Origin of the sequence: Flagellimonas myxillae, assembly GCF_023502235.1 — a bacterium.
GTDB classification, from domain to species: domain Bacteria; phylum Bacteroidota; class Bacteroidia; order Flavobacteriales; family Flavobacteriaceae; genus Flagellimonas; species Flagellimonas myxillae.
Map to the genome: position 1 here is coordinate 772,496 of NZ_JAMFLY010000001.1, position 24,644 is coordinate 797,139.

Annotated in this window: 19 protein-coding genes; 2 read left to right on the forward strand and 17 right to left on the reverse strand. The window is 43.5% G+C overall.

Annotation, left to right across the window (positions count from 1 at the left end):
• Positions 1-20: 20 nt before the first annotated feature.
• Positions 21-1,820 (forward strand): glycoside hydrolase family 15 protein, encoded by a 1,800-nt coding sequence (locus M3P07_RS03515; RefSeq protein ID WP_249968514.1) that lies wholly within the window; start codon positions 21-23, stop codon positions 1,818-1,820.
• On the opposite strand, the gene M3P07_RS03520 is transcribed toward M3P07_RS03515, so the two are convergent.
• From M3P07_RS03520 to M3P07_RS03570, 11 genes are all read right to left on the reverse strand, one after another.
• On the reverse strand, positions 1,813-3,255 hold the full coding sequence (locus M3P07_RS03520) for a pyridoxal phosphate-dependent decarboxylase family protein (RefSeq protein WP_249968515.1): 1,443 nt from the start codon (positions 3,253-3,255) through the stop codon (positions 1,813-1,815). The genes M3P07_RS03515 and M3P07_RS03520 overlap by 8 nt on opposite strands.
• A 103-nt stretch (positions 3,256-3,358) precedes the next feature.
• The gene (locus tag M3P07_RS03525; protein ID WP_249968516.1) at positions 3,359-5,170 is read right to left on the reverse strand and encodes an acyl-CoA dehydrogenase family protein; all 1,812 of its coding nucleotides are present in this window, start codon (positions 5,168-5,170) and stop codon (positions 3,359-3,361) included.
• A gap of 32 nt (positions 5,171-5,202) precedes the next feature.
• Positions 5,203-5,568, reverse strand: coding sequence for a four helix bundle protein (locus M3P07_RS03530; RefSeq protein ID WP_249968517.1), 366 nt, complete (start codon positions 5,566-5,568; stop codon positions 5,203-5,205).
• A gap of 32 nt (positions 5,569-5,600) precedes the next feature.
• A complete protein-coding gene (locus tag M3P07_RS03535) occupies positions 5,601-6,791 on the reverse strand; it encodes an acetyl-CoA C-acyltransferase (RefSeq protein WP_249968518.1) in 1,191 nt (396 codons plus the stop codon).
• Positions 6,792-6,834: 43 nt separating this feature from the next.
• Positions 6,835-7,188: a four helix bundle protein gene (locus M3P07_RS03540; protein WP_249968519.1), complete on the reverse strand. Its 354-nt coding sequence runs from the start codon at positions 7,186-7,188 to the stop codon at positions 6,835-6,837.
• Between the two features lie 31 nt (positions 7,189-7,219).
• Positions 7,220-9,625, reverse strand: a complete 2,406-nt coding sequence (locus tag M3P07_RS03545; RefSeq protein ID WP_249968520.1) for a 3-hydroxyacyl-CoA dehydrogenase/enoyl-CoA hydratase family protein — start codon at positions 9,623-9,625, stop codon at positions 7,220-7,222.
• Between the two features lie 12 nt (positions 9,626-9,637).
• Positions 9,638-10,084, reverse strand: coding sequence for a MarR family winged helix-turn-helix transcriptional regulator (locus M3P07_RS03550; protein ID WP_249968521.1), 447 nt, complete (start codon positions 10,082-10,084; stop codon positions 9,638-9,640).
• Positions 10,085-10,208: 124 nt separating this feature from the next.
• Positions 10,209-11,978 (reverse strand): AMP-dependent synthetase/ligase, encoded by a 1,770-nt coding sequence (locus tag M3P07_RS03555; RefSeq protein WP_249968522.1) that lies wholly within the window; start codon positions 11,976-11,978, stop codon positions 10,209-10,211.
• A 156-nt stretch (positions 11,979-12,134) separates the two neighbouring features.
• Complete coding sequence (locus M3P07_RS03560) at positions 12,135-12,596, reverse strand: GNAT family N-acetyltransferase (RefSeq protein ID WP_249968523.1); 462 nt, start codon at positions 12,594-12,596, stop codon at positions 12,135-12,137.
• A 72-nt stretch (positions 12,597-12,668) separates the two neighbouring features.
• Positions 12,669-16,334, reverse strand: a complete 3,666-nt coding sequence (gene purL / locus M3P07_RS03565; protein ID WP_249968524.1) for a phosphoribosylformylglycinamidine synthase — start codon at positions 16,332-16,334, stop codon at positions 12,669-12,671.
• A gap of 235 nt (positions 16,335-16,569) precedes the next feature.
• Entirely contained in the window at positions 16,570-17,781 is a 1,212-nt protein-coding gene (locus M3P07_RS03570; protein WP_249968525.1) for an RsmB/NOP family class I SAM-dependent RNA methyltransferase, read from the reverse strand.
• Positions 17,782-17,853: 72 nt separating this feature from the next.
• Here M3P07_RS03570 and M3P07_RS03575 point away from each other — a divergent pair, with 72 nt between their 5' ends.
• Positions 17,854-18,885, forward strand: coding sequence for a WD40/YVTN/BNR-like repeat-containing protein (locus M3P07_RS03575; RefSeq protein ID WP_249968526.1), 1,032 nt, complete (start codon positions 17,854-17,856; stop codon positions 18,883-18,885).
• Positions 18,886-18,938: 53 nt separating this feature from the next.
• On the opposite strand, the gene M3P07_RS03580 is transcribed toward M3P07_RS03575, so the two are convergent.
• The 6 genes from M3P07_RS03580 to M3P07_RS03605 form a co-directional block, all read right to left on the reverse strand.
• Positions 18,939-19,286, reverse strand: a complete 348-nt coding sequence (locus tag M3P07_RS03580; RefSeq protein WP_249968527.1) for a DUF6515 family protein — start codon at positions 19,284-19,286, stop codon at positions 18,939-18,941.
• A gap of 108 nt (positions 19,287-19,394) precedes the next feature.
• Positions 19,395-19,847, reverse strand: coding sequence for a hypothetical protein (locus M3P07_RS03585; RefSeq protein ID WP_249968528.1), 453 nt, complete (start codon positions 19,845-19,847; stop codon positions 19,395-19,397).
• Positions 19,831-20,361 (reverse strand): hypothetical protein, encoded by a 531-nt coding sequence (locus M3P07_RS03590; protein WP_249968529.1) that lies wholly within the window; start codon positions 20,359-20,361, stop codon positions 19,831-19,833. The genes M3P07_RS03585 and M3P07_RS03590 overlap by 17 nt, the downstream gene beginning before the upstream one ends.
• A 34-nt stretch (positions 20,362-20,395) precedes the next feature.
• Positions 20,396-20,938 carry an RNA polymerase sigma factor gene (locus M3P07_RS03595; protein ID WP_249968530.1) on the reverse strand — a complete coding sequence of 181 codons (543 nt, stop codon included), beginning with the start codon at positions 20,936-20,938 and terminating at the stop codon, positions 20,396-20,398.
• 165 nt (positions 20,939-21,103) lie between these two features.
• Positions 21,104-22,933, reverse strand: a complete 1,830-nt coding sequence (locus M3P07_RS03600; RefSeq protein WP_249968531.1) for an ABC transporter ATP-binding protein — start codon at positions 22,931-22,933, stop codon at positions 21,104-21,106.
• A 3-nt stretch (positions 22,934-22,936) separates the two neighbouring features.
• Positions 22,937-24,643 (reverse strand): phospho-sugar mutase, encoded by a 1,707-nt coding sequence (locus M3P07_RS03605; protein WP_249968532.1) that lies wholly within the window; start codon positions 24,641-24,643, stop codon positions 22,937-22,939.
• Position 24,644: the final 1 nt, after the last annotated feature.

Sequence of the window (24,644 nt, forward strand, 5' to 3'; positions counted from 1 at the left end):
CAGAATTTTAAATCCCCACTATGGATAACCTAAATTACGGAATAATTGGTAACTGTCGAAGCGCCGCTTTGATTTCCGATACAGGCTCTCTGGACTGGTGCTGTTTGCCCCAATTTGACTCAACTTCTGTTTTCGCCAAACTTTTGGATGAACAAAACGGGGGTAGTTTTGAGATCCAGGCGAAATACAACTACGAAATCCATCAGGAATACCATAAAAATACGGCCATATTGGTCACTCGATACTCGGATGGGGAAAATACCTTCGAGGTGCACGATTTTATGCCCAGGTATTACAAACTCAACGGTAAATACAATGCCCGGCCAGAGATTGTCCGATATATAAAGCACATTTCTGGAACCCCCCGTTTCAAAGTATTATACAATCCAAGATTGGCCTATGCCCAGGGGCAGACCACGAATCATGTAAAGGCCAACTTTATTGTGAGTTTGACCAACAAACAAAAATTTGACACCCTATTTCTGTATACCTCCTTCAACAAAAATCGGGTATTGGACGGGGATGAAATTGTCCTTAAGGAAGACGGCTATTTTCTAATCTGTTATAACGAAAAAATCTTGAAGCCCTCTACCGAAAAGATGTCCTTGGAATTGGAGCGCACCAAGATTTATTGGTTAGACTGGGTAGATCGCACTCCGACCTACAAGCAGTTCAACGATGAGATCATGAGAAGTGCGATTACATTGAAAATGCTGACGTATGATAAGACCGGTGCTGTTTTGGCGGCTGCCACTACATCGCTACCCGAGACCATCGGGGAAGTGAGGAATTGGGATTACCGATTTTGTTGGATCAGGGATGCTTCCATGGTGATCAAGGTGGTATCGGAGTTGGGTCACAAGAACTCAGCCAAGCGGTATTTGCAATTTATCATTGACCTGATGCCGGAAAAGGATGAAAAACTCCAGATCATGTATGGCATCAACAAACAAAAGACCTTGACGGAAAAGACCTTGGAGCATTTGGATGGCTACAAGGGGTCCAAACCGGTTAGAATTGGAAATGCCGCGTACAAGCAAAAGCAGAATGACATCTATGGAATATTGATGGATGTTATCTACGAGCAGCTGGTTAAGTTCAGCAACGATATTGAGAACGGGGAAGAACTCTGGAGCATTACCAAAGGAATTGTCTGGATCGTGAACAAACACTGGCGCGAACCGGATAAAGGTATCTGGGAGTTCCGTGGGGAAGACCGGCATTTTACCTTCTCCAAAGTCCTTTGCTGGGTAGCTTTGGACCGTGCCATAAAGGTTGCGCGGATCTTTGGAAAGCACAGAAAAATTGAAAAATGGACGGCCTTGGAGCAGGAAATCAAGGAAGATATCCATGAAAATGCTTGGAACAGCAACGTCAATGCCTTTGTACAGTCGTATGGTTCGGATCATTTGGATGCTTCAGTGCTTCTGATGGAGTCCTATGGCTTTATTCATGCCAGGGACCCCAAATTTGTGAGCACTGTTAGGGCCATTGAAGAGGATTTGAGCAACGATGGGCTGCTGTACCGCTATAAAAACAAGGACGATTTTGGATTGCCTTCATCTTCCTTTACCATTTGCACCTTCTGGTTTATCAACAGTTTGTTCAAGATTGGGGAGGAAGAAAAGGCCTTGGCACACTTTGAGCGTTTGTTGAGTTATAGTAACCATTTGGGGCTATTCAGTGAAGACATAGACTTTAAGACCAAGCGATTGCTGGGGAATTTCCCTCAGGCTTATTCCCATTTGGCCTTGATTGAATGTGCGATCAATTTTTCTAGAAAGAAGAGCGAGGAGAAAATCCTCGAATCCATCAGCTAGGATTGTTGGTCAGTAGTTTATGAGCCTCTTGTTTAATTTTGTGGATGAGTTGGCCCAAATGTTCCATGGTCGTAAATGGATTCATCAAGGTGGTCCGCAGATAGTGGATTCCCCGTAGTTTGGTTTGAACCAAATAATATTCCCCATCTTCCAAAAGAATTTGGCGAATGGTTTGATTAAGTTGATTCAACTCCTCAAGGTTCAGGTTTTCGTCCACATAGCGGAAACAAAGTATATTGGACATGGGTTGAATGGCCAACTCAAAATGTAGGTCGTTTTGTATAAGTTGGGCAAAAGCTTCGGCCAAATCGTACAATTGGGTCACATTCTGATCAAAAACTTCCTCACCATACATTTTTAGGAGGATGTACCAATGCAGGCTCATCATGGATTTGGTGCACTCAAACGTCCGTTTCCCGCCATTGTACCAATCTTCTTCATCCGTATCCGTTAGCAGGTAATCCGCCTTTTGGCTAAAAGTAGTGTGGGAATGTTGTCCCTCCTTAAAAATCAAGGCCGTAGTGATGGTGGGCATCATCAGCATTTTATGCCCATCGATAACCACAGAATCGGAATGTTCTATTCCCTGAAGCAAGTGTTTGTATTTTTTGGAAAATATAGCGGCTCCACCATGGGCGCCGTCCACGTGGAACCACAGGTTGTGTTTGCCCGCGAATTGCCCAATAGCTACTAAATTGTCATAGATGCCCGTTGCGGTGGATGGGGCACTGCCGACAATGGCAAAAACTTGGACTCCATTTGCTATTGCCTGTTGATAGCGGGTTTCCAGTTGGGATACATCCATGGTGAAATCCTCGGTCACAGGCACTTTAATGATTCCAGCATCTCCCAGGCCCATGATTTTGGCCGCCCTATCTACACAATAATGCGCTTCTTCACTTACCATGATAGCCAAAGGTCCTGTATGTCCGTTGTTCCAAACATTGCTCTCTACCTTGGCTTTTCTTGCCGCCAAAAGGGCAGTGAGATTGGCCAGTGTGCCTCCAGAGGTCAAGATACCTCTTGAGTTTTCCGAATATCCAATGTTTTGGCCAAGCAAGTCGCAAACGATACGCTCCATGGCGGTGGGAGACATTCCCATTTCATATACGGCCATACCGTTGTTGAGCATGGATGCAATTAATCCTGTCAATGCAGTAATTGGTGCCGGCACGGCAACCTGATGTCCCACATACTTCGGGTTATGGACATGAGTGGTTCGCTTTAGGATTTCTGGAAAAAAATCGTCCATTTTTCCCGTTTCCAAAAAACTGTTCCAAAAGGCCAGTTCATCTTCGGGAAGATTCCAATCGATGGTTTTGGAGGAACCCCTTGAAGCATTGTTTAAATGATGGGCAAGTAGTTGAACAAGTTGGTCCCCATGGTTCTTAAAAGTTGATGCATCATAAACGGAATCGAGCAATTTTTTATCCATGGAATAAAGGTATGTGGATTGCTCTTGGCTTCAAAATATTGCATAAAAAAACCGCCCTAGAAGGGCGGTTTCCAAATTAAGCTTTGTTTCAGCATCATTTGAATTAGTCAAAGGTATACCCGTTATCCGCAGCTACTTTATCCGCCACTAGGGTGCGGAGTGCCACGACATTGGGTTGATTCGTATATTTCGTAAAACGTTTAAGTCCCATAAGCATCATACGTTGTTCGTCGCCTTCAGCAAAGGAAACTATCGCTTCTTTTCCTTTTTGTGTGATAATATCCACGGCTCGGTATAAATACAACTTGCTCATTGCAATTTGGGCCGCTTGTGCCTCTTCTCCAAACCTTTTGGCATTTTTCTCGGTGCGCAAGATAGTGGATTCTGCCAAATAAATCTGTATTAAGATATCTGCGGCCGACATTAGCAGCATTTGGTGCTCTTCCAGGGCTGGTCCGTACTTTTGGACTGCGCTTCCAGCTATCATTAGAAACACTTTTTTCAAGCGGGTCACTAAATCTTTTTCTTCAGAAAAAAGTTCGGAAAAATCAGGAGTATCAAAGGATGGAATACCCATTAACTCTTCGCCAACTGCTGTAGCCGGACCCAATAAATCCACATGGCCTTTCATTGCCTTTTTGACCAACATACCCACGGCCAACATTCTGTTAATCTCGTTGGTGCCTTCGTATATTCTGGAAATTCTGGCATCTCTCCAGGCAGATTCCATAGGAGTATCTGCGCTAAAGCCCATCCCACCAAAAATTTGGATGCCCTCATCCGTAGTGTGCTGTACGTGTTCTGAAACCGCCACTTTTAAGATGGAACATTCAATGGCATATTCCTCAACGCCCTTTAGTTCTGCTTCTTGGTGACTATTACCATCAGCTTCACGCAAAGCGATTCTATCTTGAATATTTTTAGCAGCCCTATAACAAGCAGACTCATCCGCATAGACGTTGGTAGCCATGTCTGCCACCTTGGCCTTAATAGCCCCAAAGTTTATGATTGGGGTTTTGAACTGAATTCGTTCGTTTGCATACTTAACAGCCTCAGTGGTCACCCGACGTTGTGCTTCCAAACAGGCTGCTGCCAACTTAATTCGCCCCACATTTAGGGCATTCATGGCAATTTTAAACCCGTTGCCTCTCTCAGAAAGCATGTTTTCAACGGGAACCTTGGTTTCATTAAAGAAAACCTGGCGGGTAGAGGAGGAGTGGATACCTAGTTTCTTTTCCTCATCTCCTAGCGTGATTCCATTTTCAGGGTCATTTTCTACTATGAATCCTGTAATATTCTTATCGTCCTCGATTCTTGCAAAAACGATAAACACATTACAGAATCCTGCATTGGAAATCCACATTTTTTGTCCCGTGATGCTATAGGACTTCCCATCTTTGGATAAAACGGCTTTGGTTTTACCAGAATTGGCGTCCGATCCAGCGCCAGGCTCCGTTAGGCAATAAGCACCAAACCATTCGCCCGTTGCCAATTTGGGAACATATTTTTGTTTTTGCTCTTCGGTTCCATAAAGCGTGATGGGCATGGTTCCTATTCCAGTATGCGCACCAAATGCAGTACTAAAGGATCCTGTTGCTCCGGAAATATAATCGCATACCAACATGGTGGAAACAAATCCCATTCCCATACCCCCGTAAGCTTCCGGAACAGCAATGCTCAACAATCCCAATTCTCCAGCTTTGCGCATGGTTTCTTCAGTGTAAGCATAATCTTTCTGCTCAAAACGTTCCCAGTGGCCCCAAAGTTCCCTATCAACGAATTCTTTGGTGCTTTCCCGCATCATTTTTTGCTCCTCATTCAGGTCCTCAAGGGTAAACACATCTTCGCATTTGGTTTCCTTGACCAAAAATTGCCCACCTCGTAGGATGTCTTTATTTATAGTTTCCGTACTCATTATTATAAGATTTAAGATTCAAGAACCAAGAATCAAGACTTGCTGTCCAATCCATTTTGGAAGCCTGAAATCATTTTTGGTAATTGTTCAATTTTATTTGTTAAATGGAGAAATTGATTTTTCTCTATGTAATTTCTTCTATATGCTATTGTAAGTTGGGTCTCCCATTCAAATGTGGAGCCTAGACTTGTTTCTAAATAACTTTTCAAGTGTCTCTGCGAAGATTTACTTGTTCCTTCGGCAATGTTGCTCGGAATTGACACAGCGCATCGAACTAGTTGGGAGGCTAGATTGTATTTTTCAATATCAGGGAAGTTTCGAATAAAGTTGTAGGTTTCATCAACTATCCTCATTCCTTCTTCCCATATTTTCAGTTTTTTGAAATTATGCCTTCCCATAGTCTTGTTTCTTGGTTCTTAACGTCTTTTATCTAATTAAGAAACTCATATATCCCCGCAGCTCCTTGCCCGGTTCCTACACACATGGTGACCATACCGTATTTTCCTTTCATATTGCGCTTGCGCATTTCATCAAAAAGTTGAACCGATAGTTTGGCACCAGTGCAGCCTAATGGATGCCCCAATGCAATCGCTCCACCATTGACATTCACAATTTCCTGGTTCAAATCCAACTCCCGGATTACGGCAAGGGATTGAGAAGCAAAAGCTTCGTTTAACTCAATCAATTCCACATCATCCTGTTTCAATCCCGCTTGTTTTAAGGCCTTTGGGATAGCTTTTACCGGGCCTATTCCCATGATTCTGGGTTCCACTCCGGCTGCCGCATAATTGACCAATCGGGCAATGGGCTCCAGATTCAATTCTTTCACCATTTCTTCGCTCATAACCATTACAAATGCCGCACCATCACTCATCTGGGAAGAATTTCCTGCAGTAACGCTGCCTCCAGCAGCAAAAACCGGACGCAGTTTGTTCAAGGTTGGAATGTTGGTACCTTTTCTGGGGCCTTCATCCTTATTGACCGTATAACTCGTCGTTTCCTTTTTTCCAGCTCCGTTAATAAAGGTATGCTCAACTTCAATCGGTACAATTTGATCCTGGAAGCGATTTTCCTCTTGGGCCTTTAGCGCTTTCATGTGGGAATTATAGGCAAACACATCCTGATCTTCACGGGACACCTTAAATTGTTGCGCAACAGCCTCTGCTGTAAGCCCCATGCCCCAATAATAATCCTCGTTGCCTTCCTTGGCGGTTGCATAATCCGGCGTAGGTTTGTAACCACCCATGGGAATATAGCTCATGCTTTCCGAGCCACCTGCAATAATACAATCTGCCATTCCCGATTGGATTTTAGCTGTAGCGATTCCTATGGTTTCCAACCCAGAAGCACAATAACGGTTAACGGTAACCCCCGGCACATCATCCACATTCAACCCCATTAACGAAATTAACCGAGCCATGTTCAGGCCCTGTTCGGCTTCGGGCATTGCATTGCCGACGATCACATCATCAATGCGTTTTTTATCCAGATTTGGCAACTCCTTCATCATGTGTTCTATGGTCTCGGCTGCCAATTCATCCGGTCTTTTAAATCGAAACAAACCTCTGGGGGCCTTTCCCACTGCGGTTCTGTATGCTTTTACGATGTATGCTGTTTTCATTTTATTCTAGATGTTAGAATTTAGATGTGAGATTTTAGACCTCTCACCTGGTAAATTTTTTGATCAATGAGTAATTAATTTTTTGTACTTCAATCAAGTTATCTAAAATGGGCTTTAGCTCTATCTCTGGAATCAAACCCAATCTTTGTGACAAAATCAATTGAGAAAATAATTCATTGGAAGAGCCACTAGCAATCCCGAGAAAATTCTTAAACTCCCCATCTGTATTTCGTCCTGCACCTTCTGCTATATTTGAGGGAATTGATACCGCACTCCTTCTAATTTGACTAGTTAAGCCATAAATTTCCTCTTTAGGAAATTTCGAACTAAGTCGATAAATATCTTCAACAATATCCATCGCTTTTTTCCAAATTATCAACTCCTGAAAATTATGCATAGTCTATAATCTCAAGTCTAATGTCTCACATCTAATTTCGAAGCGGTTTCCCAGTCTTCAACATATGCTGTATGCGTTCCAAGGTCTTTCTTTCTGTGCAAAGGGATAGGAAGGCTTCCCGCTCAATGTCCAGTAAGTATTGCTCGGATACATAGCTAGCTTCTGATAAATCCCCGCCGGCCATAACATAGGCCAACTTATCTGCAATCTTTTTATCATGCTCGGAGATATAATGTCCGGCCTCCATCGAATCCGTACCCACAAGGAACATCCCGAGTGCCTGCTTACCCAGGACTTTTACATCCTTTCGTTTTACAGGTCGGGTATAACCCGCCTCGGCCATTAGTTTGGCATAAGCCTTGGCCGTAGCTATTTGTCGGTCTTTATTGACAACCACTACATCCTTTCCTTTTTGAAGGATGCCCAAATCGAACGCTTCATAGGCGGAAGTGGATACTTTGGCCATTCCAATGGTGAGGAAATACTCCTGCAATACGTTGAGTTCCACATCGTTTTTTCGGAAGGTGTCGGAGGCACGAAGAGCCATCTCTTTAGAGCCACCACCTCCAGGTATCACACCTACTCCAAATTCCACAAGTCCGATATAGGTTTCCGCAGCGGCAACGACTTTGTCGGCATGTAGTGAAAGCTCACATCCACCGCCCAAACACATCCCGTGCGGTGCTGCAATTGTTGGAATGGATGAATAGCGCATCCGCATCATGGTATCTTGAAAATACTTCACCGACATGCTCAATTCGTCGTACTCTTGTTCAACGGCCATCATAAAGATCATTCCAATGTTGGCCCCAACTGAGAAATTGGCTCCTTGGTTCCCTATCACCAGTCCTTGGAAGTCTTTCTCGGCCAAATCGACGGCCTTATTCAGTCCGGCCAGTACATCGCCACCTATGGTGTTCATCTTGGATTGGAACTCTACATTTAAAATGCCATCGCCCAAATCCTCGATTACAACCCCACTATTTTTAAAGACTTCATTGGATTTTCTAATGTTATCCAAAATGATGAAGGCATCCTGACCTGGAACTTTTTCCATGGCTTTTTTCGGAATGTCGTAGAAATAGGTTGCCCCATCTTTTACGGAATAAAAAGAGTCTATTCCTGAAGCCTTCAATTCGGTGACCCAGGCGGCAACTTCCAGCCCTTCGGCCTTGACAAACTCCAATCCTTTTTCCAATCCAACAGCATCCCAAATTTGAAAGGGTCCATGTTCCCATCCAAATCCGGCCTTCATGGCGTCGTCAATCTTATAAAGCTCGTCCGTTATCTCTGGTATTCTGTGGGAAACGTAGGCAAACAGAGCCCCAAAACTTTTTCTGTAGAATTCCCCCGCTTTGTCCTTTCCACCGGCTAGCACTGCAAAACGGTCCACTACCTTGTCGATGGTCTTGGTCAGTTCCAGTGTGGCGAACTTGGCACTTTTCTTGGCCCGATAGTCCATCGAATCCAAGTCCAGCGTTAGAATTTCGCTTTTTCCTTTATCGTCCTTTACTTTTTTATAGAACCCTTGTCCGGTTTTGCTTCCCAACCATTTGTTCTCCACCATGGTGCCGATGAAATCTGGAAGTTGGAACAGCTCCAAGCGCTCATCCTCCTTACAATTTTCGTGGATTCCGTTGGCCACATGGACCAAGGTGTCCAACCCAACTACATCAACAGTACGGAAAGTTGCTGATTTAGGTCGACCTATTACAGGTCCGGTAAGCTTGTCCACTTCTTCCACGGTCATTCCCAATTCCTTCACGGCATGAAACAAACTCTGAATGCTAAAAATCCCGATTCGGTTACCGATAAATGCAGGGGTGTCCTTGGCAACCACTGAGGTTTTTCCTAAAAATTGCTCTCCATAACCATTTAAGAAGTCCAAAACGTCCTTTGAAGTTTTCGGACCCGGAATGATCTCAAAAAGCTTTAGATATCTGGCAGGGTTAAAGAAGTGTGTGCCGCAAAAGTGCTTTTGAAAATCGTCACTTCTTCCCTCGCTCATAAATTTGATGGGAATCCCAGAGGTGTTGGAAGTAATCAGCGTTCCGGGTGTTCGGTGCTTTTCCAGATTTTCAAAAACCTGCTTTTTGATATCGAGGCGCTCCACCACTACTTCTATGATCCAATCCACGCCACCAACTTTGGAAATGTCGTCCTCCAAATTCCCTGTAGTAATTCGCGAAGCAAACTTTTTATGGTAAATGGGAGAGGGCTTTGATTTTAGGGCCGCAGCCAAAGAGTCGTTGACCAAGCGGTTGCGCACTGCCTTGTCCTCCAAGGTGAGTCCTTTGGACTTTTCTTTTTCGTTGAGTTCCCGGGGAACGATGTCCAGTAATACTACTTCGACCCCGATATTGGCAAAGTGACAGGCGATGCCGCTACCCATGATTCCAGACCCGATAACGGCAACTTTATTGATATGCCTTTTCATTAAGCTTTTGAATTAATTTGTTGATTTTATATAGATTTTTTTATCTACGATGAGTTTATTGATGACCGTTGCAGTTTTAAAGAAACTGGCCAAATCCTCTTCCGAAACATTTTCTTTCACCACCTCGTTAAACCTTAGAACGACATCCTTTGAGTCTTTACGTTTTTCCAAACCCAACGCGGTTAGGTGTATTAGTACGCCCCTTCCATCTTTTGGGTTGGGTTTACGCTGGATGTATCCCTTTTCCTCTATGCTCTTCAGAATTCTGGATAGACTAGTGGCCTCCATGCCCATTTTGGGACCCAAAGCAGTGCTAGGGGTACCTTTTTTGGGATCTATGCTAAGCAGGGTAAAACCTATGGCCATCGTAAGTCCGTAGTTTTTGGCCTCCTCATTGTACATTTTACTAACGGCTTGCCAAGTGGCCCTTAAAGCATAATCTATGGTCAATTCTTTCATAGAACAAGATTGGTGTGCTCAAATATACAAAAATATATTATGCATGCATAATATATTGATAAAATGTAAAAATGAAAAAGCCCGAAGGTATCCGGGCTCAAAATATGAAGTAAATTTCACTGAATTAATACCCGTAAATACTATTATACAGGTCTAGATATTTTTCTTTGACAATTTTCCGGCGGAGTTTCATAGTAGGAGTCAAGTGACCATCGTCAATACTCCAAACATCGGGTGTTAATCTAAACTGTTTTACTTTTTCCCATTTGGCAAAATCCTCATTGGCCATATCCACTTCTTCCTGGAAACGGGAAATGACCTTTTCGTTTACGGTAATATCGGAATTGGCCCCTATGGTAATCTCATGCCGTTTGGCCCATTCGTGAAGAAACTCAAAATTAGGCTGAATGAGTGCAGCTGGCATTTTCTCCCCTTCGCCCACAACCATGATCTGTTCTATAAATCGGGATTGTTTGAAACGGTTCTCCAACAATTGCGGAGCCACATATTTTCCACCAGAAGTCTTGAACATTTCCTTTTTACGGTCCGTGATTTTTAAGAATCCTGCTGCATCAATTTCGCCGATGTCCCCGGTATGGAAATAACCATTTTTTAGCACTTCGGCCGTCTTTTCAGGGTCTTTATAATAGCCCATCATAACGTTGGGCCCTTTGCAGAGAATTTCCCCATCATCGGCAATCTTCACCTCAACCCCTTCAATGATCTTCCCCACTGAACCAATTTTCCAGCCTCGGTTCCTTTCATCGTTCACGGAAATCACAGGCGAGGTCTCTGTAAGGCCATAACCTTCCATCACGGGCATATCTGCAGCCGCGAATACTCGGGCCAATCTAGCTTGCAGGGCTGCACTTCCAGAAACCATAGTGCTGAGGTTGCCACCGAGAGCCTCTTGCCACTTGCTAAAAATAAGCTTACGGGCAATGCCAAGTTTCTTTTCGTACAACCACCCATTTTTACCGTATGGTTCGTATTTCAATCCTAATTCCACAGCCCAGAAAAACAATTTCTTCTTGACCCCGGTAAGTGCAGTCCCTTTAGCGATAATGGCATCATATACCTTTTCCAGTAGACGGGGAACCACGGTCATCACATCGGGCTTTACCTCCTTGACATTGTCGCTGATTTTGTCGAGCCCTTCCGCAAAGTGGATTTCTATCCCGCAATAACAATAGAGGTAGAGGATCATTCGCTCAAAAATGTGGCATACAGGTAGAAAGCTCATGGCAACCCCTCCTGTTTGGAAAGGTACCCGTGGTTGACTGCTAAGCACATTGGATACAATATTATTATGGGATAACATAACCCCTTTGGGCCTCCCAGTTGTACCAGAGGTGTATATTAAAGTGGCCAAGTTGCCAGGTTCTACAGCCTCTTTTCGTTTGTCAACTTCATCTTGATTGGACGTGTCCTTGCCCTTTTCCAAAACCTGTGACCAGTGGTTGCAATTTTCCAATTGGTCAAAGGAGTACACATCTTTCAAATTCTTAAGGTTGCTGCTAATGGCAAGTACCTTTTCGAGCACTTCTTCACAGGATACAAAGCAATACTTGGCTTCCGAGTGGTTCAGTACGTATTCGTAATCTTCTTGGGATATGGTTGGATAAATTGGGACGGTCTGCGCTCCCAATTGCAATACTCCAATATCCATAATGTTCCATTCCGTTCTATTGGTCATGGAAATAATGGCTACTTTCTCATTGGGTTTTACCCCCAACCGTAATAACCCCCTGCTTATGGCATTGGCTTGGCTAAGGTAGTCTTCGGTAGATGTTGCTACCCATTGACCGTTTTGTTTGGTAACCAGCGATTTTTCAAGGGGGGAGTTTTCCAATTGGTAGTAAGGAAAATCAAATAATCTGGTAACTGTTTGCATAGTAAGTTTCTGTAAAGTAATTGCAAAATAGGGAAAGGATGTCGGATTTTAAAATGGATTTCTAGATAATTCGATTGCTGGATTGTCAGATTCGTAATTTCAACACCATCGGTTTCGGACAACAACCAACTCTATAAAATAATAGCCTAAACGGGGTTAACGCAGATGCAATTTCATTCCTTCATGGGAGGATTTAAATCCCAGGGAATGATAAAACTCCAAGGCATCAGGACGTTTTTTATCGGTGGTGAGTTGAACCACATGCGCTTCTTTGGCCTTTGCTCGTTCAATGGCCCAAAAGAACAATTGTTTCCCAAGCCCCTTCCCTTGATGATCCACATGGATACGAACAGCCTCAATCTGGGCGCGAACACCACCTTGATAGGTTAAATATTGGATAAAACTAAGCTGCAAGGTGCCAATTATTTTTCCAGTTTCATGTTCCAATACCACCAATTCTTGATTGGGATCATTCTCGATATTCTCAAAAGCTTCATAATATTTTTCCGGCAAGGGTAACTTGTAATCTTCTCGGAGTTTTCCCAAGGTATCATTCGCCAGCATTTCAATGATTGCGGGAAGGTCTTCAATTTTAGCTTGCCGTATGGTATTGGGCACTATTGTATGTTTTTTGTCTACAGTCTACAGTCTACAGTCTACAGTCTACAGTCTACAGTCTAAAGTCTATTTTTAGCTATTTTCTTCCACCCACTCCCTGGCATTTACAAAAGCTTGCAACCAAGGTGAAACTGTGTCATTTCTATCCGTTGGATAGTGCGCCCAGTTCCAAGGGAAGGTAGAACGTTCTATGTGCGGCATGGTAACCAAGTGTCTTCCGGTTTTATCACAGAGCATGGCGGTATTGAAATCACTTCCGTTGGGATTGGAAGGATAGTCTTCATATCCGTATTTGGCAACAATATCATAGTCTTGTTCGGAATTTGGCAAACTAAATTTTCCCTCCCCATGGGAAATCCAAACACCAAGGGTGGTGCCTGCCATAGAGCCCAACATAACCGAATTGTTTTCCTGGATTTTCACAGAGGTGAAACTACTTTCGTGCTTTCCGGAGTCGTTATAGGTCATTTTGCCATGTGTTTCGTGTTCAGGATTGATCAAATCCAATTCCATGAACAATTGGCATCCGTTGCAAATACCAATGGACAAGGTATCTGGTCGGGCAAAAAAGTCCTTGATTACCTTATTGGCCTTTTCATTGTATTTAATGGCCCCGGCCCAGCCTTTGGCACTGCCCAACACATCAGAATTGGAAAAGCCACCAACGGCGCCCAAGAATTGGATATCCTCCAAGGTTTCCCTGCCTGAGATCAGGTCCGTCATGTGTACATCCTTTACATCGAACCCGGCCAAGTACATAGCGTTGGCCATCTCACGTTCAGAATTACTTCCTTTTTCCCGGAGGATGGCGGCTTTTGGCTTCTCGATACTTCCCGATTTCACCGGGACACTCGAAGCGAAGCCTTCAGGGAATTGGTAAACCAACGGTTGGTTTTTGTAATTTTCATATCGGTCTTTGGCAAGTCCATTCGCTGTCTGCTGGTTGTCCAGGAGATAAGATGTTTTATACCAAGTATCGCGAAGCGAGCTCACGTTCAATCCAATTTCAATCCCATTATTTTTGATGGATAGAGTGTCTTCGGAAGTAACGGTCCCTAGTTTATGGCAAGCAATCCCTGCTTCGGAAAGAATGGTTTCAACCGATGCGTCTTTGGCTTGGAAAACTATTCCCGCATTCTCTGAGAACAGCAATTTTACGGCATCTTCTTCCCCAATACTCGATAAATCCAAATTGGCTCCCAAATCCACATCTGCAAAGCACATCTCCAACAAAGTGGTAATCAAACCTCCGGATGCCACATCGTGGCCGGCTAGAATTTTACCGGCCCTGATAAGGTCCTGGATGGTATTGAAGACTTTTTGCACATAATCTGCATCAGCAACTGTCGGAGCCTCGTTCCCAATTTCGTTAAGAATTTGTGCAAAGGAGGAACCGCCTAGTTTATAGGTGTCTTTGGAAAGGTTGATATAATAAATATCCCCCCCATTTTTTTGTAGAACGGGTTCCACAATTTTATTGATATCATCACAATTTGCACCAGCGGATATGATTACGGTTCCGGGTGAAATTACCTCTCCATCCTTATACTTTTGTTTCATGGAAAGGGAATCCTTCCCGGTTGGAACATTGATACCCAATGCAATGGCAAATTCCGAAACCGCTTCAACAGCTTCATACAATCGTGCATCCTCCCCTTCATTTTTACAGGGCCACATCCAGTTCGCAGAAAGGGAGACTGATTTTAATCCATCCTTAAGAGGAGCCCAAATAATATTGGTCAAGGCTTCAGTAATACTGTTTCGACTCCCTGCCACTGGGTCGACCAAACCAGAAATAGGGGAGTGGCCAATGCTAGTGGCTATACCTTCTTTTCCTTTAAAGTCAAGGGCCATGACACCACAATTGTTCAATGGAAGTTGTAGGGGACCCGTACACTGCTGCTTCGCAACCTTACCACCCACACAGCGGTCCACTTTGTTGGTCAACCAATCTTTACAGGCCACGGCTTCTAGTTGGAGTACTTGTTCCAGATAATCATGGAAATACTCCAAAGCATAGGAAAGTCCCGGGTAATTTCGCGGAATGGTTGCATCCTGCATAATAGTCTTTGGTGAACTTCCGAACATGTCGGATAGCTCCAAATCCATTGGTTTATCACCTGTTTTTTGGGAAGCAAAGGTAAATCGATGATCGCCTGTTACCTCGCCTACATTGTACATGGGCGAACGTTCCCTGGCAGCGATTCGGTCCAATAGATCCATGTCCTTTTGACCAATCACCAAGCCCATACGCTCTTGGGATTCGTTGCCAATAAGTTCTTTGGCCGATAGGGTGGGATCCCCTACTGGAAGTTTGTCCGTGTTGATAGTACCCCCTGTTTCCTCTACCAGCTCAGAGAGGCAGTTGAGGTGTCCGCCCGCACCATGATCGTGAATGGACACAATAGGATTATCATGACTTTCCACCAATCCTCGGATGGCGTTGGAAGCTCTTTTTTGCATTTCAGGATTGGAGCGTTGCACGGCATTAAGCTCAATGGCAGAACTGAATTCCCCGGTGTCAGCACTAGATACAGCTGCACCTCCCATTCCAATACGATAATTGTCACCACCCAGAATGACTATTCTGTCTGCCTTTTTTGGAGTATCCTTTAAGGCTTGCTCACTCTTGCCATATCCGACTCCTCCAGCTAGCATTATCACTTTGTCAAACCCTAGTTTTCGAGCGTCCTCTTTATGCTCAAAGGTAAGTACGGAACCTGCAATCAAGGGTTGCCCAAATTTGTTACCAAAATCGGATGCTCCATTGGATGCCTTGATCAAGATATCCATTGGGGTTTGGTATAACCAATTCCGCTCTTGCATTCCTTTTTCCCAAGGTCGATTTTCTTCCAGCCTGGAATAGGATGTCATATATACAGCAGTACCAGCTAGCGGTAGTGACCCTTTACCTCCTGCCAAACGATCCCGTATTTCGCCCCCGGAACCTGTTGCAGCGCCATTGAAAGGTTCCACGGTCGTTGGAAAGTTGTGGGTCTCGGCTTTTAACGATAGCACTGAATCAAATTCCGTTTCTTCATAATAGTCAGGTTTGTCAGCACTTTTAGGTGCAAACTGAACCGCTTTGGGTCCCTTTATAAAGGCCACATTGTCTTTATAGGCCGAAACAATGTCGTTGGGATTTTCTTGGGAGGTCTTCTTGATCAGTTTGAAAAGGGAACTTGGTTTTTCTTCTCCGTCGATTACAAAAGTCCCATTAAAAATTTTGTGGCGACAGTGTTCGGAGTTTACTTGGCTAAAACCAAACACTTCTGAATCTGTCAGTTTTCTTCCAATTTTTTCTGAAAGCCCTTCCAAATATTTTACCTCCTCATCGCTCAAGGCCAAACCTTCTTGTTGGTTGTAGGCCGAAATATCATCGATTTCCAAAATGGGCTCGGGAGTAATATTTATGGTATAAAGGCCCTGGTCCAACTTCCCATATTTTTGGAACAGCATGGGGTCATAATCCTGATAATCCTCTTCGACTGCGCTGAATTCTTCAATCCGAAGGATTCCGGTCACTCCCATATTTTGGGTTATTTCCGTGGCATTGGTACTCCATGGGGTAATCATTGCAGCACGTGGGCCAACAAAAAAGGCGTCAAGAGACGCCGAGTTTATCTTAGGTTGGTTGCCGAACAACCATGTCAGTTTTTGAATGTCCTTTGAAGTAATTTCTTGTGCAGTCTGGACGGCAAAAACTTTTTCTGCCTCGTCCCCGAAGAAATGAATCATATCAGCGTATCAATTGAGCGGTTCAAGAAAGTGCAAATTTACATTTTTAAATGCGATTCCGTATCAAGGTCCCAAACAGTTTTCAACCTTTGTTTGTTAATAGATTCGTTCTTCAATTATCAATTAACAATTATCAATAACCAATAACCAATAATCAATAACCAATAATCAGTAATAAAGCATTACCCAATTGCAATTGATAATTGAAAACTGTTTATTGCTCATTGAATATTGTTCACTGTTTTTTAAGCAATGCCATGTAAAATCCGTCAAAGCCTTTTTTGGATGCATATACATTTTCCTCCTTGACAAGCTCGAATCCCTTGCCAGCTTCCGATTCCATGAAAGCTTTTACCTGTGCCGTGTTTTCTTGTGGCAGAATTGAACAGGTGGCGTAGACCATTTGCCCCCCCTTTTTGAGCATCTTACTATAGTTTTGGAGAATATCCTGTTGTACTCCCATGATTCGCTCCAAGAACTCCGGTTGCAGTTTCCACTTGGAGTCTGGATTTCTTCGGATAACCCCTAATCCGGAACAGGGAGCATCCAAAAGCAGCCGGTCCGCACTGTTATGGAGTTTTTTTATAACCTTGGTGGAGTCGATGACCCGGGTTTCTACATTGTGGACACCGTTTCGCCTTGCTCGGACCTTTAACTTTTTGAGCTTACTTTCATAAATATCCAAGGCAATCAGTTGGCCCTTGTTCTGCATTTGAGACGCTAAGTGTAGCGTTTTTCCACCGGCTCCTGCACAAGCATCGATAACGCGATGGCCGGGTTCCACTTCCAGAAAGGGAGCGATCAGTTGGGAGGAGGCATCTTGGACTTCAAATAGTCCATCTTTGAAAGACTCAGTAGTAAAGACGTTTTTCCGCTCCGTGAGTTTTAGGGCATCCCCATACCCAGGTATTGCTTCAGTATCAATGCCCTGGTCTTGCAGAGCGGCCTGCAATGCCTCTTTTTTGGTTTTCAGGGTGTTGGTTCGGAGAATTACTTCTGCTTGCTTGTTTAAGGCAGCAATTTCTTGGGTCCAAAGTTTTTTTCCCAAGGACTTTTCCCCAAGTTGGTCTATCCAATCCGGCACGGATTCCCTAAACTTTCTGATTTTTGAAAGTTCGTCAAACCTGCCTTTTATCCTGCGTTCAGGGGTTCCTTCCAGCTGTTTCCAATCCGGGATTCGAATACCTCTAAGCACGCACCAAACAGCGAACATTCGAAATAAATGTGGCCTGGAATACGGTTCGTGGACCTCAGCTATTTCGGCATATAGTCGCTTCCAGCGGACAATATCATAAGTGGTTTCTGCAATGAATCCTCTATCCCTTGCACCCCATCGCTTATCGTACCTCAGCACTTTCTCTATAACCTTGTCGGCATATTCATTTTCATTGAAGATCAGGTTGAGGGCGTCTATAACGGCAAATACCAAGTTTCGGTGTAATCGCATCTTAAAAATTAAGAAATGCAAAGGTATGGTTTCTAGGAAGATTCCAATTACATTTGGGAAAACCCATTTTGCATGAAATATTCGGTATTGGTTTTATTGCTAATTGTTGGCACAGCCTGCTCAACGGGAGAAAAGCGAAAGCCATTTACTTCCGTCCATATACAACCTGTTTTGGAGGACTCGGTAAGTATACGGGCCATCGAATTTTTGGATAGGAATACCCTTGCTTTTGCAGGAAGCAATGGAATGTTTGGAACCGTGGATGTTAAAACGCAAAATGTACGCAGCAATACACAGCAACACGATTCCCTGTTTCCGGAATTTAGGGCCGTAGCGAAGACTTCCAAGGATTTTTTTATGCTCTCAGCTGGGAACCCGGCGTTGGTTTACAAAACAGGCGAGTTTGGTAAGATGGAGTTGGTCTATAAAGAAGAAGGGGAAGGTGTTTTTTACGATTCCATGAAGTTTTGGGATGACAAGGAGGGGATAGCCATTGGAGATACCATGCAAGGGTGCCTGTCCATAATCTTGACCGAGGATGGAGGGAAGCATTGGCAAAAGTTACCCTGTTCGCGATTACCACCAGCTGATGAAGCGGAAGGCGCATTTGCCGCCAGTAATACCAATCTTGCCATAATAGGGGACAAGGTATGGATTGCCACCACAGGGGGAAATGTCTATTCTTCAGGGGATAGGGGAAAAAACTGGACCAAGACTTCAACTCCCATAGTACAGGAGAAACCTACTGAGGGAATCTATTCCATCGACTTTTACAATGGTAAAATTGGCTTTGCCATTGGTGGGGACTATACCCAGCCCGAATCAAACAAAGCGAATAAGATAGTTACCCAAGATGGGGGTTTGTCATGGCAATTGGCGGCAGATGGCGCAGAGCCAAACTATAAAAGTTGTGTGCAGTTTGTGCCAAATACCGGAGGAAAAGGTTTGGTTGCCACGGGATTTACAGGAATTTCCTATTCCCATGACGGTGGGGTAAACTGGAATAAACTTAGTGATGAAGGGTTCTATTCCCTTCGTTTTTTGAACGACACCATTGCCTACGCCTCGGGCAAAAACCGCATTGCCCAATTGGTGTTTAAATAAAAGAAGCGACGATTGAAACCGCCGCTTCCTTTGCTAACTAAAAACCAACCTAACTAAACGTTGACCACCACAAAGTGGCGTCCTGATTTTTTATACCAGATTCCTCTGTATTTATATAATTTTCTTCCATTTACCACAACAACCCTTCGGGCGCTGGGCAATCGCTTTACACGGATTCCCCTAGGGGCGGCGCAGACCACATATTTTGGTCCACGGGCCTTGTACCAAACGCCATCGGCAAAATAGAAGTTGGTTTTCTTGTGTACTACAACTTTGGGTTTTTTAATAGTAGTAACAATGGTTCCGTGTTTGGGATATACTCGCACAACTGTTTTTTGGGCACTAACTACCATTGTTCCTAAAAGTGCCAAGCTTATGAGTATTGTTTTTAATGCTTTCATAATGTAGATTTTTATGGGTTTTAGTTCTTTGACCACTGTTTTATGAGATGGTTTAAATAAAAAAGGAGCCAATTGGCTCCTTTTTGTGTATTTGGTCGAAATCTGAGGTTATCCACTTCCCATTCTACGTTTGCGCATTTGTTGTAATAGGCGTTTTTTGAAGTCCTCCTCCGCTTTTAGGAGCAAGAGGGTCTTTTTGGGAGAGATCACATTTTTTATCCTGGCGATAAAATCCTGTTCCGCATCGTATTTGGCTTTTTGGATAGTCGAATATTGTTCCAATAGGGAAGCAGATTCACTATCTGATAAATCCTGCACCAAGGCTACGCGAGACCGCAATTCCAGACGCTCTTTTCTTCGTATTTCCTCTAGTTTGGCTTCGTATTCGTTATAAATTGGCCAAAAGTCTTGGGCTTCCAGGCTCGTAAGATTCACCCGTTCGGTGATAAACGCGATTTTTAAGGTTCTGATGCGTTCCCTAGCCGGTCCTTGTGCAAAACTCCAAGATGTTGCCAGTACAAAGGCGAACAATAGTAGTAGTTTTTTATTCATAGTCATCATAATCCAAATTTAGGTCTTCAAAATCCTCCACATTCTCATCCAAATATTCCATGATATTTTCTTCCCCTAAGGTATTGTCGAGCATATCAAATAGTTCTAGATTCTCATCAGCCACCACTTCTGCTATTTCATAGGAGCTTAAGCTAAATTCTGTAGATTCCAGATATGCATCAATTTCCGAGCTGGCCAAATCGTCAAAAGTTATTTCAGAATTGGAATTCCACGTCAATCCAAAAAATAACAGCAAAACGGCGGCTACGGCTGCAATGCTATAGTAATACTTTTTATAAGAGTTTATTGAAATGACTTTGGTGTCCTTTGCTTCAATTTTGGCAATCAGTGCCGGGGTAATGTCTTCAAAATAGGCCTCTGGAACGGCAAAACCATCAGATTTAGGAATGAGGGATTCGCTCTGAGGATTTTCCTCGGAATGGATTTTATCCATTAACCGGTCATGAAAGTTCTCAAAATAGCCCTCGGGGGTTTTGAATTTATTTTTTTTGTCTTTTCCCATCTTTTCTGGTTAGACCAATAAAACCTTAAAAGGTTTAATCGGCTTTAAGATACGCTTCAATTTTCTTTACGGCCAAGTGATAGGAGGTTTTTAAAGCTCCCACAGAGGTTTCCAGTGCAGCCGATATTTCATCATACTTCATGTTCTGAAAGTATTTCATGTTGAAAACCAACTTTTGCTTATCTGGAAGGGTGGCCAAGGCCCTTTGTAATTTCAACTGGATTTCATCACCTTCAAAATACACATCGGACTGCAAATTTTCCACCAAGGACATTTTCAGCTCCTCATCACTGATCCCGGCCTTTCTTGATTTTTGTTTTAAAAATGTCAAGGACTCATTGGTTGCAATGCGGTACATCCAAGAATACAATTTACTATCCCCTTTAAATCCGTCAATGTTTCTATAGACTTTGATAAAGGTGTTTTGGAGTACATCGTCGGCGTCATCATGATTCAAAACAATACGACGTATATGCCAATACAGCCTTTCCTTATAGGTGTTGACCAACACTTCAAAGGCTTTGGCTTGACTTTCCTTTTGTTTAAGCTCCTGTACTAAGGTCTCCTCAGCAATCAATTTTTTGTCGATTTGATGCTATGACTAAGGTAAAGGAAAAAGGTTTAAATTTTATTTAGACGTGAGACGTGAGACGTGAGATATTGAATGTTGGATGTTAGATGTCCAGTGTTCTCTGTTGGATTATTGGAATTTGGTAATTTGAGCTTGCGCTTGAACTTGAACCTAACCCAAATTCTGCATTTCCACCAATTTCCTATATCCCTTTTTAGATTTCATGAGTTCTTCATGAGTTCCTTGTTCTATAATCTTCCCTTTGCTAAGTACCACAATGGTATCGGCATTTTGAATGGTGGAGAGTCTATGGGCAATAACAATGGAAGTTCGATTTTGCATCATTTTTTCCAGGGCTTCCTGTACCAACTTTTCGCTTTCGGTATCCAAAGCGGAAGTGGCCTCGTCCAAAATCATGATGGGAGGATTTTTTAGGACCGCTCGGGCAATGGACAGTCGTTGTTTTTGTCCACCGCTGAGTTTGTTTCCGCTATCTCCGATATTGGTGTCATATCCATCTGGAAGGTCCAAGATAAAATCATGGGCGTTGGCCACTTTGGCCGCTGCTATAATCTCTTCGTCGGTGGCACTTTCCTTGCCCAGACCAATGTTTTTCTTGACGGAATCGTTAAACAAAATGGAGTCTTGGGTTACTAGTCCCATGAGTTCCCGCAGGGATTTTTTGGTAATATCCTTGATATTGGTCCCATCAATAAGGATCTCTCCCTTGTCCACATCATAAAAACGGGTCACCAAGTTGGCAAGGGTACTTTTCCCACTCCCGGATTGTCCTACCAACGCTACCGTATGCCCTTTTTTAACCTGTAGGTTGAAATTCTCCAGGACATAGTCATCCTCATATTTAAAGGAAATCCCATTAATGGCGATATCCTGGTTAAAATCGGATTTTACCTGAGCATTTGGAACATCGGTAATAGGATTTTCGGTCTCCAGTACTTCAAAAATACGTTCCGCGGAGGCATTTCCTTTTTTAATATTGTAGTTGACTGTGGTAATGGCCTTAACCGGATTGATGATGGTATAAAACAGCCCGATGTATCCCATAAATTCTTGGGGTGTGAGGGGACTTTGCTCTCCAAAAACCAAGCTTCCTCCATACCATAGGACGGTTATTACCACAGTAACCCCCAAAAATTCACTGAACGGAGAGGCTAGCCCTTTGCGCTGTAAAACGGCGGTCATGATTTTTTTGAACCGTTGGGTGGAATCCGTGAATTTTTTAGAGAACCTACCTTCTGCGTTGAATCCCTTGATTATTTTCAGGGAGCCCAGGGTTTCTTCCACAAAAGACAAAAATATCCCTGTTTCCTTTTGGGCTTCCAAGGATTGAGATTTTAATTTTTTTCCTACGATTGAAATCAAAAAGCCTGCAATAGGCAAAAAGATAAAGACGAACAAGGTCAATTGGGCACTTATGGCCAACATCGAGATCAGTACGATGACGATGGTAATGGGTTCTCGCGCCAAGGCCTCCAAGGAGTTGATGATGGAGTTTTCCACTTCTTTTACGTCGGCAGTCATCCGAGCCAGTAAATCCCCTTTTCGGGCCTCCGAAAAATAGCCTAGGGGCAGGTTTAGGGTTTTATGGTATAGATCATCTTGGATATCCTTCACCATTCCTGTTCGGAGATAGGCCAAAACATACATGGCAGCGTAGCGGAAAAGATTTTTCAATAAGAAAATCACGATACTGGTGATGCAAATAAAAACTAGTGCCGCTAAGGGTCCTTCATCATCTACTTTTACAGTAAGAAAATGGTTCAGGGAATTTTCAAGATATTCTTTCAGATTTCCCATTCCCTCATAAACTGGGGCTGTTTCCACTTTTTCCTGGGTTCCAAAAAGTATGCCCAGAGTTGGGATAAAAATGATAATCGATAATACGTTGAAAATCGAATACAGAATATTGAAAAGTATGTTCAGCAGGCCATATTTGCGGTAAGGACCCGCAAAACGGAGAATCTTCTTAAAGTAATTCATTCATTACAAATTCAATTCGGAAACGATACCTTCCAATTTAGCATCCAACTGCGAACTTACTGTTTTGTAATCGGCAGCATTTTCTAACTTGGCGTTGGTGCTCATATAAAACTTGACTTTTGGTTCGGTTCCGCTAGGTCTTGCGGCAATTCGTGTGCCATCTTCGGTCTCGTAGATCAAAACGTTTGATTTTGGCAGGTCTATGGTCTTTTCCTCTCCAGTTTGTACATTTTTGGCAGTTGAGGTGTTGTAATCCTCTATCCAAACCACCTTGGAACCTTGTACGGATTCTACCGGATTTTCTTTAAAATCCTTGAGCATTTGTTTGATTTCTACGGCCCCGCTAATCCCTTTTTTGGTTAATGAGATTAGTTTTTCCTTGTAAAAGCCAAAGCTCACATAGCTATTGATCAATTCTTCATAGAAAGAGCTTCCGTTTGCCTTGGAACTCGCCGCAATCTCGCAGGCTAGTAGGGTAGAGGTGACCGCATCTTTGTCCCGAACAAAATCACCTACCATATATCCGAAACTCTCCTCTCCTCCGCCAATAAATTGCGAATCTGGGAAGTCCTTGATCATTTTGCCGATCCATTTAAAACCGGTCAATGAGGTTTTGCACTCCACGCCATAGGCTTTCGCCATTTGGGCCATCATAGGGGTGGATACAATGGTTGAGGCCACAAATTCGTTACCCTTAAATCCTTTTTCCTTGAAGCGGTCCAATAGGAATTTGGTCATCAAGACCATCGTCTGGTTCCCATTGAGCAGTTCCATTCTTCCTTCCAAGTTTCTAACGGCGATTCCCAGACGGTCACTATCAGGGTCGGTTCCCACCACCATATCTGCGCCAATTTCCTCGGCTTTTTCGATGGCCATGGCCAGGGCGGCCGGTTCTTCTGGGTTGGGCGATTCCACAGTTGGGAATGCTCCGTCGGGTTCGGCTTGTTCCGCGATAACGGTAACATTGTTATATCCTGCCCGCTTTAGTACTTCTGGGATGGCGGTGATGGAGGTCCCGTGCAGCGAGGTGAATACAATCTTAAAATTTTCCTTCCCTGGGGCGTTAAAGTTGCCATTGTTTACCGAGGCCTCAAAAAAAGCTTCGTCCACTTCTGTGTCGATCTGTTCAATAAGGGAAGGATTGGAATCGAATTTAATGTCTTCAAAAGATAGGGCCTCAATTTCTGCAATGATTTCCCCATCTTGTGGAGGTACGATCTGACAACCATCGGACCAATACACTTTGTAACCATTGTACTCCGGCGGATTGTGGGAAGCTGTCAGTACAATTCCAGCATCACAACCCAAATGCCTTACCGCAAACGAAAGTTCTGGTGTGGTACGGAGTTCGGAAAAAAGAAACACTTTGATGCCATTGGCAGAAAAAACTTCGGCAACGGTCTTGGACAAAGTGTCAGAGTTATGGCGACAGTCGTATGCAATCACTACTTTAACTTCCTTGTCACCATATACCTTTTTAAGGTAATTGCTTAGCCCCTGCGTATTTTTTCCGAGGGTATATCTGTTGATTCTGTTGGTTCCCACGCCCATTACCCCACGCATACCTCCTGTGCCAAACTCGAGATTTTTATAGAAACGTTCCTTGAGTTCCTCAGTGTCGTTTTCCATTAAATGTTGAATCTCTTTCTTGGTATCGGCATCAAAAAAATCGGATAGCCAGGTCTGTGCGGTTGTGGTAATCGAATCCATG

Coding starts and splice junctions, on each gene's coding strand:
- M3P07_RS03515 (WP_249968514.1), top strand. CDS start 21: ATGGATAACCTAAATTACGGAATAATTGGTAACTGTCGAAGCGCCGCT.
- M3P07_RS03520 (WP_249968515.1), bottom strand. CDS start 3,255: ATGGATAAAAAATTGCTCGATTCCGTTTATGATGCATCAACTTTTAAG.
- M3P07_RS03525 (WP_249968516.1), bottom strand. CDS start 5,170: ATGAGTACGGAAACTATAAATAAAGACATCCTACGAGGTGGGCAATTT.
- M3P07_RS03530 (WP_249968517.1), bottom strand. CDS start 5,568: ATGGGAAGGCATAATTTCAAAAAACTGAAAATATGGGAAGAAGGAATG.
- M3P07_RS03535 (WP_249968518.1), bottom strand. CDS start 6,791: ATGAAAACAGCATACATCGTAAAAGCATACAGAACCGCAGTGGGAAAG.
- M3P07_RS03540 (WP_249968519.1), bottom strand. CDS start 7,188: ATGCATAATTTTCAGGAGTTGATAATTTGGAAAAAAGCGATGGATATT.
- M3P07_RS03545 (WP_249968520.1), bottom strand. CDS start 9,625: ATGAAAAGGCATATCAATAAAGTTGCCGTTATCGGGTCTGGAATCATG.
- M3P07_RS03550 (WP_249968521.1), bottom strand. CDS start 10,084: ATGAAAGAATTGACCATAGATTATGCTTTAAGGGCCACTTGGCAAGCC.
- M3P07_RS03555 (WP_249968522.1), bottom strand. CDS start 11,978: ATGCAAACAGTTACCAGATTATTTGATTTTCCTTACTACCAATTGGAA.
- purL (WP_249968524.1), bottom strand. CDS start 16,334: ATGATTCATTTCTTCGGGGACGAGGCAGAAAAAGTTTTTGCCGTCCAG.
- M3P07_RS03570 (WP_249968525.1), bottom strand. CDS start 17,781: ATGCGATTACACCGAAACTTGGTATTTGCCGTTATAGACGCCCTCAAC.
- M3P07_RS03575 (WP_249968526.1), top strand. CDS start 17,854: ATGAAATATTCGGTATTGGTTTTATTGCTAATTGTTGGCACAGCCTGC.
- M3P07_RS03580 (WP_249968527.1), bottom strand. CDS start 19,286: ATGAAAGCATTAAAAACAATACTCATAAGCTTGGCACTTTTAGGAACA.
- M3P07_RS03585 (WP_249968528.1), bottom strand. CDS start 19,847: ATGATGACTATGAATAAAAAACTACTACTATTGTTCGCCTTTGTACTG.
- M3P07_RS03590 (WP_249968529.1), bottom strand. CDS start 20,361: ATGGGAAAAGACAAAAAAAATAAATTCAAAACCCCCGAGGGCTATTTT.
- M3P07_RS03600 (WP_249968531.1), bottom strand. CDS start 22,933: ATGAATTACTTTAAGAAGATTCTCCGTTTTGCGGGTCCTTACCGCAAA.
- M3P07_RS03605 (WP_249968532.1), bottom strand. CDS start 24,643: ATGGATTCGATTACCACAACCGCACAGACCTGGCTATCCGATTTTTTT.